Source organism: Streptomyces sp. CMB-StM0423, from assembly GCF_002847285.1.
GTDB lineage: Bacteria > Actinomycetota > Actinomycetes > Streptomycetales > Streptomycetaceae > Streptomyces.
In genome coordinates, this window is record NZ_CP025407.1 from 1,620,558 (window position 1) to 1,632,875 (window position 12,318).

10 protein-coding genes and 1 pseudogene are annotated in these 12,318 nt (G+C 74.8%); 4 read left to right on the forward strand and 7 right to left on the reverse strand.

The genetic code is table 11. The annotated features are described in order from the left end of the window. Positions 1–103: 103 nt before the first annotated feature. Positions 104–2,080 (forward strand): hypothetical protein, encoded by a 1,977-nt coding sequence (locus tag CXR04_RS06810; protein WP_101420979.1) that lies wholly within the window; start codon positions 104–106, stop codon positions 2,078–2,080. 120 nt (positions 2,081–2,200) lie between these two features. Here CXR04_RS06810 and CXR04_RS06815 read toward each other — a convergent pair whose 3' ends face one another. Together CXR04_RS06815 and CXR04_RS06820 are read right to left on the reverse strand one after the other, a co-directional pair. Beyond that, on the reverse strand, positions 2,201–3,355 hold the full coding sequence (locus CXR04_RS06815; RefSeq protein ID WP_107497102.1) for a polyprenyl synthetase family protein: 1,155 nt from the start codon (positions 3,353–3,355) through the stop codon (positions 2,201–2,203). A gap of 547 nt (positions 3,356–3,902) precedes the next feature. Next, positions 3,903–5,264, reverse strand: coding sequence for a helix-turn-helix domain-containing protein (locus tag CXR04_RS06820; protein WP_101420980.1), 1,362 nt, complete (start codon positions 5,262–5,264; stop codon positions 3,903–3,905). A 245-nt stretch (positions 5,265–5,509) separates the two neighbouring features. Here CXR04_RS06820 and CXR04_RS06825 point away from each other — a divergent pair, with 245 nt between their 5' ends. Both CXR04_RS06825 and CXR04_RS06830 read left to right on the forward strand, forming a co-directional pair. Beyond that, positions 5,510–6,172: an HAD family hydrolase gene (locus CXR04_RS06825; RefSeq protein WP_159072267.1), complete on the forward strand. Its 663-nt coding sequence runs from the start codon at positions 5,510–5,512 to the stop codon at positions 6,170–6,172. Further along, positions 6,169–7,422 (forward strand): MFS transporter, encoded by a 1,254-nt coding sequence (locus CXR04_RS06830; RefSeq protein ID WP_101420982.1) that lies wholly within the window; start codon positions 6,169–6,171, stop codon positions 7,420–7,422. The genes CXR04_RS06825 and CXR04_RS06830 overlap by 4 nt, the downstream gene beginning before the upstream one ends. A 29-nt stretch (positions 7,423–7,451) precedes the next feature. Here the strand turns inward: CXR04_RS06830 and CXR04_RS06835 are convergent, their stop codons facing one another. The 3 genes from CXR04_RS06835 to CXR04_RS06845 form a co-directional block, all read right to left on the reverse strand. Continuing rightward, positions 7,452–7,796: a CU044_2847 family protein gene (locus tag CXR04_RS06835; RefSeq protein WP_101420983.1), complete on the reverse strand. Its 345-nt coding sequence runs from the start codon at positions 7,794–7,796 to the stop codon at positions 7,452–7,454. An 8-nt stretch (positions 7,797–7,804) separates the two neighbouring features. Beyond that, entirely contained in the window at positions 7,805–8,257 is a 453-nt protein-coding gene (locus tag CXR04_RS06840) for a hypothetical protein (RefSeq protein WP_101420984.1), read from the reverse strand. Positions 8,258–8,320: 63 nt separating this feature from the next. After that, entirely contained in the window at positions 8,321–9,259 is a 939-nt protein-coding gene (locus CXR04_RS06845; protein WP_159072268.1) for a trypsin-like peptidase domain-containing protein, read from the reverse strand. A 158-nt stretch (positions 9,260–9,417) separates the two neighbouring features. Between CXR04_RS06845 and CXR04_RS34625 the strand changes: the two are divergent. Beyond that, a pseudogene (locus CXR04_RS34625) lies at positions 9,418–9,792 on the forward strand (CHAT domain-containing protein); the annotation flags it as partial. A gap of 67 nt (positions 9,793–9,859) precedes the next feature. Here the strand turns inward: CXR04_RS34625 and CXR04_RS06850 are convergent. Then, on the reverse strand, positions 9,860–11,035 hold the full coding sequence (locus CXR04_RS06850) for a HAMP domain-containing sensor histidine kinase (protein WP_442802446.1): 1,176 nt from the start codon (positions 11,033–11,035) through the stop codon (positions 9,860–9,862). Positions 11,036–11,415: 380 nt separating this feature from the next. Next, the gene (locus CXR04_RS06855; protein WP_101420987.1) at positions 11,416–12,135 is read right to left on the reverse strand and encodes a response regulator transcription factor; all 720 of its coding nucleotides are present in this window, start codon (positions 12,133–12,135) and stop codon (positions 11,416–11,418) included. Positions 12,136–12,318: the final 183 nt, after the last annotated feature.

A 12,318-nucleotide genomic window follows, 5' to 3' on the forward strand; every position in this document is an offset into this window, starting at 1 on the left:
CCTGATCTTCCAAGAAGTTTCGGCAGAACTCTTGAAAGCGTACGAGCAGGGCCGTTAGCTTCCGGACACCCCCTCTCCCCGCGACCTCCGGAGTGAGCCGCCCATGAAGAGACACCGCCCCGCCCGCCTCGCCACCGTCACGGCGCTCGCCACGCTCGTACCGCTGGCGCCGCTGCTGCTGAGCCATCCGGCCGGAGCCGGCACCCCCGCCACGGCCGCGACCCCGGCACCGCTCGACGTCCAGAACCCCGGGTTCGAGAACGGAGCGGCCGGCTGGACCTTCACCGCGGGAACGGGGGTGGCGACCAACCGGCCGCACGGCGGCACGAACCTGGCCTACCTCGACGCGGGCGCGGGCAGGAAGGTCTCGCAGCAGATCACCGCGCCCTCCGACGCCGCCTACGACTTCTCCGCCTGGATCGCCACCGGCGGCACCGGCGGGCGCTTCGTCGCCCGGGTCAACGGCACCGAGGCCGGCTCGGCCGAGCTGCCCGCGCGGTCCACGTACGCCCGGTACACCCTCAGCCGGATCGAGCTGCGCGAAGGCGACGAGCTGGAACTCGCCTTCGAGTCGGGCCGCGGCTGGGTGAACGCCGACGACCTCATGGTCTCGCCCTCCGCACCCGCGGACCCGGTGGTCTCCTCCTCCGACCCGGAGATCGTCGAGATGTTCGACTGGGCCAAGCACAAGGCGGGCGGCTGGGTGCACCAGTCCGGCACCGAGGGACCCCTCAACGTCGACGAGCGCAACCCGTCCGGCACCGGCACCGGCGTCTACGGCCCGTCCTACTGGGCCGGTTACGCCCACCGCAGCGGCTACTACGCCCGCGATCTGGCGCACCAGGCCGGCGGCGCCGAAGTCCTCGGCCTGCGGGACGCCAACAAGGCGATGCTCCGTACGTTCGCCGCCTCCGCCGACGAGGAGCACGGCTACTACCCCGCGTGGGCCTTCAACTTCGACAACAGGACCAAGCTGGCCATCGACTACCGCTCCCCCGACTCCTTCGTCCGCGAGGTGCCGGCCCCCTTCGAACTCGTCGAGAAGGCGAACGAGGCGTACCGCTGGAGCGGCGACCCGGCATACGTCGACGACCCCGCGTTCTGGGACTTCTACCGCCACACGACGAACGAGTTCATCGAGCGCCACGACAACGCCAAGCCCAACGGCGTGGCGGAGGGCACGGGCAAGGGCATCTTCGCCGGAGCGGCCAGCTACAACGAGGCGAGCGACGAACCCCTCGCCGAGGCGGGCGACGCCATCGGCTCCCAGTACCGGGCGTTCCTGGCGATGTCCGACCTGGCCCTCGACAAGGGGGACAAGCGCCTGGCCAAGGAGTACGAGAAGAAGGCCCGCAAGCTCAAGAGGTACTTCAACTCCGAGTGGAGCGGAGCCGGTACGGGAGCCGACATGGTGCGCGGCTACACCACCGACGGCGAGCCGCTGACCGGCTGGGGCAAGGAGAACAGTTGGTTCATGGCCATGAAGCAGCTCATCGACCCGGGACCGCGCGCCGACGCGTACCTGGACTACATCGACGAGCGGGCGAGCGGGGACGGGAAGCCGGTGAACATCGAGGCGATCTCCTACCTGCCCGACACCTTCTTCGCGTACCGGCAGAACGACACGGCGTGGAAGTGGATGGAGTACGTCTACGACCGGCGCGGCGACCAGCACCCGGTGGGGAAGCAGGGCCCCAACGGCGACTACCCCGAGGTCTCCTTCACCCTGCTCTCCCAGACCGTCGAGGGCCTCATGGGCGTCGAGCCCGACGCCCCGGCCACCTCGCTGAGCACGCTGTCCGGCCTGCCCTCCGGCATGGACTGGCTGCAGATCGAGGAGGTCTCGGTCGGCGGCAACACGTTCACGCTGCGCCACGACGCGGCGAGCAGGTCCACCCTCACCAACGACACCGGCTCCGCCACCTACACCTGGGAGGCCCGCTTCCCCGGCAAGCACTCCACGGTCGAGGTGGACGGGAAGAAGCGCCCGGCGAAGACCGGCACGGCGGGCGGGGAGACGTACAGCTACGTCGAGGTCTCCGTCGCCCCGGGCCGGACCGTCACCGTCGACGCCGGCTAGCGCGCGGCGGGCGGCCCGGACACCGGCCGCCGGACGGCTCCTGACCGATGCCGGCACCCGCCTGAGGAACGGCGGGAGGCGCGGTCGGAGCGTCAGACGGGCGTGCGGCGGCCCCGGTCGTCAGTCCGCCCCCGCCTCCCCGCCTGGTGCGGTGCGGGGGCGGGGGGCGACCGGGGTGCCGCCGGGGTCCGCCGACGACGGTGCGGCGGCGGGGCGTTCGTCCTGCTCACGTACGTCGAGCGGACGGGCTTCCGCGTCGACCCGGGCGCGCAGCAGGGTGGTGAAGGGGGAAGCGGGAGCGAGTAGGTCCAGCAGGGCGTGTGCGCGGTGGCGCAGCTCGGCCAGGAGCCGGTTGCACGGGCGCAGCACGTCCGGGGACCCGAGGAGTTCCGTCAGCTCGCGGTGGTGGGGTTCCGAGGCGGCGGCCCGGCTGAACAGCAGCCGGGCCCGCTCCCTCTCCGCCCGGTCCTGCCGGTGCAGCAACTGCGCGAGGCGGTACGTGGCGGTCCCGTTCCGCAGGTCCGCGCCGGTGCCGTCGCGCAGGTCGTCGTGGTCGTTGCGGAGCTGCGCCAGGATCCCCAGGACCTCGCCGAACTCACCCCACGCCGCGACCTCGTCCGCTTCGGGCCCCGCCACGGCGGACCCGGCGCCGTGCGCCACCCGGGCGGCCAGGAGGCAGGCCATGGCGTAGACCGCGCCGCTCTTCTTCCGGTAGACCTCGCGCACCTCGTCGGGGCCCACCTCGCCCGGCTCGTTGAGAAGGTCGCCGAGCTGCCCGTCGGTGGCGGCGGTCCAGCTTTCGAGGTAGTCGGCGGTCAGGGCGCGGCGCAGCGGCTCGGACGCGGGCAGGGTGGCGAGCACGCGCAGCGGCAGTCCGTAGCCGCACTCCAGGGCGGCGGTCAGCGCGGCGCTCCCGTCCATCCCGTACGTCCGCGGGCCCGCGTCTCCGTCGACCACGTCGTCGAACGCGTTGGCCGCCCGCCACCACAGCGCGTGCACCGCCGCGACCGGCTCGGCGGGCCCGGTGCCGCCGCGGATCGCCGCGTGCACGAGGAGGGGCAGGGAGAACTCCTGGGGGTCGCGCCGGCCGCGGGCGACGAGCGTCTTCAGCGAGGCGTGGAGCATCGGGTGCGGGACCGCGTAGCAGCGGTCGATCAGCTCGTCGAGGTACCGCTGTACGCGCGGGAAGGCTTCCCGGAGGTGACTCTCCGGGCTCGGCCGGGCCCGGACTGCCGGGCCGTCGCGGTGGAGGTGGCCAGAGGGCGGGTGGGACAACCGGGGCTCCAGGATCGAGGGCTGCGGAGGGCATCGCACGCGTCGGCAGCCGGCGTCACTCACGCTGACGGCACGGGCCGGCGGGAGCCGGCGAGCCGTATCGGCCCCTGCGCGGAGAGCGCGCACCGCAAGGGAACTATCGCCCGGCCGCGCCTGCCCCCGATCCCGGCGGCGGTTGGCCCAACAGGGCTAACGGTGCCACCCCTCCGTACGCACACGGCCGGGGCAAGGGCCACCTCGTCGTTGCCCGGCCGGAGCGCGGCACCCGGCCCGCGCTCACCCGGGGCGGCGAGCGCCGCCGTCCCGGACGGCCTGGCGACGCGGCTGCTCGCCCGTTGCGGGTCTGCCGCGGGTTCGGACGTCGCGGCAGCAAGGAAGGACACCCGCATGACGGATTTCACGACCGCACCGCTCACGCCGCGGACAGCGCGCTGACCGGCATCGCGTCGGTGTTCCGGCGGCCGGCTTCACGGAAGCAGCCCGCCCCGGAGAAGACCGCCCGGCAATGCGCCGCGCTCTCACCGGCATCCGACGGCCACCACCGCCCTCAGAAGGGCGCGGCGTCGGTGCGGGGCCGTGGGGTGGTCAGTTGGCGGGTGAGGTGGGTCAGGGCCCGGTCGGCGTAGAGCGAGCGGATCGTGCCGTTCAGGCGGCGTGCTTGGCGGGCCAGTTCCTTCGCCGGGCCGTGTTCGTGCCGGCGCAGGTGGCTGTGGGCGAGCCATGCGGTGTAGAGCACGGTCTCGCGTACGCGCCGCGGATCGCAGGCGGCCAGGGCCGCGCCGATGCGTGCGCCGCCGCGCCGCGGGCGGCCGAGGGCGATGTCCAGGCGGCCGGCGATGATCTGCATCTCGTCGGGGGTGAGCCAGTACGTCCAGGCCGGGTCCGGGTCGGTGCCCGCGCGGCGTGCGCCGTAGGCGTCCTCGGCGCGGCGGAGCGCCTCGTCGGCGTGTACATGCTCGCCCGTGACGGCGTGGGCCCAGGCGGTGCGGGCGTGGAGAAGCGCGCGGACGGCCGGCGTCGCTTCCGCCGCCCCCGGAGTGCCGTGGCCCACGGCCTCCAGGCGGGCGAGCGCGGAGCGGGTGACCGTGACGGCGTCGCGGCCGTGGCCGTGCTCGGCCAGGTGGTAGCCGAGGCTGGAGACCAACTGCGCGGCCAGTACGGGCGCGTCCGCCGCGTGCGCGGCCTTGATGCCGTGGACGTGATGGCGCGTGCCGGCCCCCTCGTCCCCCGCGTCCGCGGCCGACCAGCCCGCGAGCTGGCACAGCTCGGCGAGGAGCCGCAGCAGGCCGCGGCCGACCGTCGCGTTGTACGACGTGGTACGCAACAGGGCGGCCGTGCGGGCGAGTTCGTCGCGGACGGCCGGGTACAGGTCGCCGCCCGCCACGGTGTCGTCGGCCCGGTGCAGATACCGCAGCCGTGCGCATACGTCCTCCAGATCCGTCGCGCCGATGCGGCGGGGGTGTCCGTGGGAGCGGTGGGCGTGGGCCGGCGGCGGCGGGGTGATGAGCCACTGATGTACGACCCGTACGGCGTGGCCGTGCCCGCCCTCCCCTCCCCCGGGCTCCGGCACCGCGCCCGGCCGCGGCGCCCCCGCGCCGAGCCGCACGGCGAGGTCGTCGCGCTCCGCCGCGCCCCAGATGTCCTTGATCAGCACCGGGGGCTCCTCGGCAACGCCGCGCCGCCCGGCGGGCAGCCCGGTGGCGGGCGACGGGCCGAGCAGGACGGCGAGGCCGTCCAGGGTGACGGCCAGTTCCCCCGCGAGCGCCTGCCGGACACCGGGTGAGGGCGTGGAGATCCCGCGCTCCCAGCGGGCGACGCTGGAGACGTCCACTCCGAGGCGCTGCGCCAGCGACTCCTGCGTGTGCCCGCGGCTGCGGCGCCGGCGCGCGAGGGCGGAGAGAGGAGGCATACCCCGAAGGGTAACGAGCCGCCCGCCGCCGGCCCGGTGGGCGCCCGCGGTCCGCCGGGCGGGTGCCGGATGACGGCCAAGTGCCGGGTTCCCGCCCTGGTCGGCGGCGGCCGGAGCGGGTGGACTCGATGCCGCTCACCCCCCGCCCGTACGTCCAGGGAAGGAACCCCATGCCGCTGCTGCGCAGGCGCGCTGCGCTATCCCGTCCTGCCCACCAACGACGCCCTGACCAAGCGGACCGGCACATGACGGACGGCGGGATCACCCATGTCGTGTGGGACTGGAACGGCACGCTCTTCGACGACGCGGACGCCCTGATCGCCTCCACCATCGAGGCGTTCGCGCGCCAGGGGCTGCCACCGGTCACGCCCGAGCGCTACCGGGCGCTGCACACCCAGCCCATCGACACGTTCTACGACCGGCTGCTCGGCCGCACCGTCCCGGCGGCGCTGCGCGCCGAGTTGCACGCCGCTTTCCACGACGCCTACCTGCGCCGCAGGCCCGGCATCGGCCTCGCCCCCGACGCGCTCGCCACGCTGCGCGCGGCGGCGGAGGCGGGGCTGACGCAGTCCGTCCTGTCCATGCATCCGCACGACGTGCTCACGGAGTTGGTCGAACGCTTCGCGCTGGGCCCGCACCTGGTGCGCGTGGACGGCCAGCGGGGCGCGGACGCGGGCTACAAACGCGACCACCTCGCGGCCCACCTGCGCGCCCTGGACCGTCCGCCCGGCGCCGTAGTGCTCGTTGGCGACAGCGTCGACGACGCCCGGGCGGCGGCGGCCGTCGGCACCCGCTGCGTGCTCTACGCCAGCGGGCTGCACTCCGGCACCGCCCTCCGCGCGGAGGGTTTCCCCGTCACCCGGACCCTGGAGGACGCCTTGGCCACCGCTCTCGGACCCGCCCGATGACGGAGCCGGAGACCGCGGAGGCCGACGGCCGGCCACGGGAGGCCGTACCCGGCACCGAGGCCGGCGCGGCGTGGGCGGTGCTGCGCGCGCCGTACGTGCCCCGGCTGCTGTCCGCCTCCCTCGTCGGCCGGCTGCCGACCGGGATGGTGCCCCTCGCGATCGTCCTCGCCGTCCGCCACCACGGCGGCGACTACCGGCTGGCCGGGCTGCTGACCGCCCTCTACGCCGCCGGGGCCGCCGTCGGCGGCCCGGTTCTGGGCCGGGTCATCGACCGCACCCGGCAGCCTCCCGTCCTCCTGGCCGGCGCTCTGGTCTCGGGTGCCGCGCTCGCGGCACTCACGGTCCTCGACCCGGTGGGCTCACCGGCCGCCGCCGGTGCCGCCGCCGTCGGGGCGGGGGCGGCCACGCCCCAGCTCGAACCGTGCCTCCGGGTGCTGTGGGAGCACGTCCTGCACGGCGAGCGCGCGGTACGGGCCGCGTTCGCGCTGGACGCCGCCACCCAGGAACTCGTCTTCGTCTGCGGGCCCTTGCTGGTCCTCGGCGCGACGGCGGTCCTCGGCCCGGCGGGCGGTCTGCCGGCCGCCGCCGTGGTCGGCGTGGCGGGCACCGTCGTGTTCGCCACCGCCGCCCCGGCCCGGCGCTGGCGCCCCGCGCGCACCGGCGGCCGGCACTGGGCGGGCCCGCTGCGCAGCGGGCCCCTGGTGCGGCTGCTCGGGGCGCTCGTCTGCCTCGGCGCGGCGATCGGCGCGTTCACGGTGGCCCTCACCGGCTACGCGGACGCGGAGGGCAGCCTGGGCGCGGCGAGCTGGCTGATCGCCCTCAACGCGGCCGGTGCGCTGCTCGGCGGCATCCTCTACACCGCCGCTCCCGTGGCGCGGCGGGAGGACCGCAGAGTGCTGCTCCTGCTGGTCCTCCTGACCGCCGGCTACCTGCCCCTGGCGCTCACTCCCTCCCTCCCGTGGATGGCCCCGCTCGCCCTGGCCGCGGGAGTGGCCCTGCCCGCGGTGCTGGCCTCCGCCTTCGCCCTGGTCGCCCGGCTGGCACCGCGGGGCACGCTCACCGAGGCACACGCCTGGATGATCACCTCGTTCGGCGCGGGCAACGCCGCCGGCTCGGCCCTCGCCGGAACCCTGGTCGACCTCGCGTCCGCGGCCACCGCGTTCCTCGCCACCGCGCTGTGCGCGGCGATCGCCGTCTGCTTCGCCCTCACGGTCTCCGCCCCCGGCGCCGCCGCACACCCGTCGCCGTAACCGAGGCGCCCTGGCGGACTGTGCGCGCGTCAGCGCCCGTTCGGTACCGGATACGTCAGCGTGACCGCGACCGACGCCTCGGCCGACCCGCTGAAGAGGACGACGTTTCCCTCGCTGGCGATCGTGATGCCGAACTCGATCGAGACCGACTCGGGCGCGGTGGCCTGCGCCGCCAGTTCGCCGACGGTGCGGCTGAAACGCTCGGCGACGACGTGGATCGTGTTCTGGACGTGGTCCAGCACCTCGGTCGCCTTCTGTCCGGCGACCCTGCGCAGGTTCGACGAGGTGGGCTCGGAGCCGGGGAGCCGCTGAACGGCGATGTAGACGTCCCGGCCGTCGATGACGGTGGGCAGCGCTTCCTTCTGGGGGTTCACGGGCCGCCTCAGCCTTCTTCCAGCGTGTAGGTGCCGCGGAACAGGAGTTTCCCTTCCGGATACAGGTAATAGCCGGTGCCGGCCGGTTCCTTGTCCCACCGCCAGTAGTGCCGCACCACGGCTCCGGCGATGTTGATCAGCCTGCCGAGCGGGGTCGCGTTCCGGAGGTTCCGCAGGAACCGCGAGTCGAGGAAGGCGTGGATGGCGTCCCGTAGCGGCTCGAAGCTCCGGTCGGCGTGGTCCAGCGCGAACATGTGGCGAACGCCGTGGTCGTCGGTGAGGACGAACGCCAGGATCACCCCGGTCTCGCGGTGTATGTAGGCATCGCCGGACTCGATCCTGATCGAGTCCGGCGTGCCGTCGTCGAGGACGGCGGGCAGGGGCAGGGGGACGCCGTTGAGTCGGGAGACGTTCATCAGCCAGCGGCCGTAGTCGCTGTCGTGCGGGCTCTTGTCCACCACGGGTGCCTTCCGGTGACGCGCCGCCGGTCCCCGCGCCGCTCGCGGCCCGGGTGAGCGGCGGCCCTACAGGTAGTCCAGGATCCAGCGGGTGACACGCTCCAGCGCGCCCTGGGTCACCTCCTCGACGACGGCGTCCGACACGGACTCGCCGGACCCGCCGGTCACGGGCATGTCCGCGGCCCCCGTACCGGTTCCGGCGGGTGCGGCGGGCGCCACCGGCTCGCCGGGCTCCCGGCCGGGCGCGGGCACGGGCGCGGACTCCGTACGGACCTCGATGACCGGGTCGTCGCGGCGCTTGCGCAGCATGTCCTCGGCCACCGCCGCCGCGGCACCGCCGCCGGCCGCGGCGGCGGTGGCCGGGAAGCCGGCCCACCGGCTCGCGTCGAGGTCGACGCGGCCCGCGCAGAGGGTCCGCAAGTCGTCGGCGCGCCCCGCCCACACGCTGTTGGCGAGCCAGCCGTCGGCGGTGTTGTAGCGGGCGGAGACGACGCCGACCACGCTGTCGTCGCTCCGCTGCCGTACGGGCGCGCCGCTCATGCCGGGCAGCACGTCCCGCGAGTGGAAGCGCCCGAGGGTGACGTCGTCGGTGCGGCGCACCTCGCCCTGCCACTCGCCGAGTGCCTCCACCCACACGACCGGGGGCGTGCCGGCCGCCTCGTACATCAGGGCGTGACCCACCACCGTCACGGGCTCGGAGTACGCGACCGACCGGGAGCCGCGCAGCAGCCGCGCGCTCCCGGGGAAGGCGGCGTCCGCCGCGAGCAGCGCCAGATCGGCCTTCCGGTCTTCGGCCAGGACCCGCGCCGTGATCCGGTCGGCGCCGGGGTCGCGTAATCGGTCGACCGTCAGCACCTCGTCGTCGCCGAGCGCCAGCGTGCCCTGGACGACGTGCCAGGCGGTCACCAGATATCCCGGCGCCAGTTGGAAGCAGGTGCCCTGGGGCACCCCGGAGGAAGAGAGGATCCGGCCCACGTAGTCCGGTACGGGATGGGTGTTCTTCACGCCTCCACCTAGCGGTCGGGCCATGGGCGTGCGTCGGCACGCAACCGGTGGAGGGGGGTGGGCGGAGCGCCGTCCGGTCGCGTGTCCATGGTGAGCCTGTGCGGGGCAACTCGTATGCGACTGAGCTAAGTTGTGCGACCTTGTCCGTTCATGTCGCGATGTACGGGGACCGTACGGACCTCAGCGGTGCCGGCCGGCTCCACGCCGTACCGGCCGAGACCGCGGTCCTGCTGCGGCACTGGCCGGACGCCCTGCTGCTCACCGAGCCGGACCGGGATGACGCGGACAGCGCGGGGACGCTCCGCCCGTACGGTACGCACCCGGCCGGTGCCGCGAACGGCCCGCGGACCGCCGCGACGGCCGGCAACGACCGGCCCGTAGCCGCCACTCCGCCGCCCACCAAGGCCGCGGTGCTGGCAGCGCTGCCGCACCACCGCATCGTCCACTTCGCCTGCCACGCCGAGACCGACCCCGGCGACCCGTCGCGCAGCCGCCTGCTGCTGCACGACGCGGACACCGGCCCGCTCACCGTCGCCTCGTTGTCACCCGTCGACCGTCCACCGGGAGCGCACCCGCCGCCCGCACACCCCGCTCCTCTGGTCAGCCCACCTCCACACCGGCGCCTGACCCCGCCGTACGGGAATCGCCGAGAGCCGTGCTGCGACCGTCGCCCAGCTCCGCGGGCCCGTCCGCGTCGGCGAGTGGCAGCGTCAGGCGGAACGCCGCCCCCGCACCGGGCGCGGTGTCCACGCTCACCGTGCCCCCGTGGGCCTCGGTCAGGGAGGCCACGATGGCAAGGCCCAGGCCGGAGCCGCCGGTGCTGCGGGTGCGCGAGGTGTCGACGCGGTAGAAGCGTTCGAAGACACGCTCCGCCTGCTCCGCGGTGAGGCCGGGGCCCTGGTCCGTCACGTCGAGGACCGCGGCGGGCGCGGTGCCGAGGCGGCCGGGGCGGAGGCCGAGCGCGAGCGGTGTGCCGGGGGGCGTGTGCGTGAGCGCGTTGCCGGTCAGATTCGCCAGGACCTGACGGAGGCGGTCCGCGTCGCCGCTGACCACGTACGCCGTGCCGCCGTCCGCCGCGAGCCGGATGTCCCGGTCCGGGGCGAGCAGGGCGGCGTCGCGGGCCGCGTCCGCGGCGAGTGCCAGCAGATCGACGGGGCCGCACCGCAGCGGACGCTGCCGGTCCAGGCGGGCCAGGAGCAGGAGATCCTCGATGAGGGTGCCCATCCGGGTGGCCTCGGTGCCCACGGTGGCCAGGATCCGCTCCAGTTCTGCGCGGTCGCGGCGGGGCCCGCGGCGGGCGTGGTCGGCCCAGGCGCGGATCACCGCCAGCGGCGTACGCAGGTCGTGGCCGGCGTCCGCCACGAACCTGCGCATGCGCTCCTCCGAGCGCCGGGCCGCCGCCTCCGACTCGGCCCGCGCCCGGAACGCATCCTCGATCTGGCCGAGCATCCCGTTCAACGCGCGGCCGAGGCGGCCGAGTTCGGTCCCCGGCGGATGTTCGGGGACCCGCCGGGTGAGGTCGCCCGCGGCGATGGCGGCGGCCGTCTTCTCCACCTTGAGGAGCGGCCGCAGCGCCGCCCGTACGAGCGCCACGCCGACGACGGCGACGGCGAGCAGTCCGACTGCGCCCACGGTCACGTCCACGGTGACGAGTTCGGAGACGACGGCCCGGTGGTCGCCGAGTGCCGCCGCGGCCACGATCCACCCGGCGGCGTCCGGCAGCGGGTGGACCAGGATGCGCCAGTCGCCGTCGCTCGTCGCCGACGGCACGGTCATCGGGTCGCCCTCGTGTTTCCTCAGCCAGGCCGCGTCTTCGGGGACGTCGAGCGCCGCCGCCTCCTGCCCGGCCTCGGGCTCCGGTTCACGGGGATTCCGCACCAGCTTCCCGTCGGCGTCGTAGCGCTGGACCCGGTAGAGCCCCACACCACCCGGGCGGGGTCTGGCCGCGGCGTCGCCGTCCGCCGCGCCGCCGCCGGCCGGTGCGTCGAGGTACCCGAGCGCCACCAGGCCGAGCTGGGCGTCTGTCCGGTCCAGCAACTGCCCGCGCAGGACGACCACTCCGGCGGTGCCGATGGCGGCGAGCGCCACGGCGACGAGCAGGAGGATCGCGGCCACCAGCCGGAACCGCAGCGACAGCCGCCCGAGCCCGCGGCGGATCACGACGGCGGCCGCAGTACGTAGCCGACCCCGCGCACGGTGTGGATCAGCCGGGCGCGCGGCTCGCCGATCTTGCGGCGTACGGCGTGGACGTACGTCTCGACGATGCCGCCGTCCCCGCGGAAGTCGTAGCTCCACACCTGGTCGAGGATCTGCGCCTTGGACAGCACCCGGCCGGGGTTGGCCATGAAGTAGCGCAGCAGCTTGAACTCGGTCGGGGACAGGGAGATCCGCGCACCGCCGCACCACACCTCGTAGGACTCCTGGTCCAGTTCCAGGTCGGCGAAGGCCAGCCTGGCGGCCGGGAGTTCGCCGGCGGCGTGCGGGAGGCGGCGCAGCACGGCGTGGATCCGGGCGATGACCTCGTCCAGGCTGAACGGCTTGGTGATGTAGTCGTCGCCGCCGCTCGTCAGCCCGCGGACTTTGTCCTCGACGGCGTCCCTGGCGGTGAGGAACAGCACGGGCACCGGCGTCTCCGTACGCAGCCGGCGCAGGACCTCGAAGCCGTCCATGTCGGGCAGCATCACGTCGAGGACGACCGCATCGGGGCGCTGCCGCCGGGCCTCGGCCAGCGCCGCCCGCCCGGTGGCCGCGGTGGCCGTGTCGAACCCGGCGTACCGCAGGCTGCCCGCCAGCACCTCAAGGAGGTTGGGCTCGTCCTCGACCACCAGCAGCCGCGGCTTCTGCCCTCGCCGGGGCGCCGTACCCGCGTCGCTCATCGATGCCTCCCGTGCCCGCCCGCCCGCGATCCGGCCGGTGGGCATCTTGGCGCGCGAAGCTGAGCGTTGGCTGAGAGTTCGCTCAGAGACGGCGGGCGCCGGTCCGCCCCGCACGGGGCGGATCATCCCGCGGCGTGAAGGGGAAGCGGCCCGGCGTAGCTTTTCCTCCCGGCATGCCTGCTT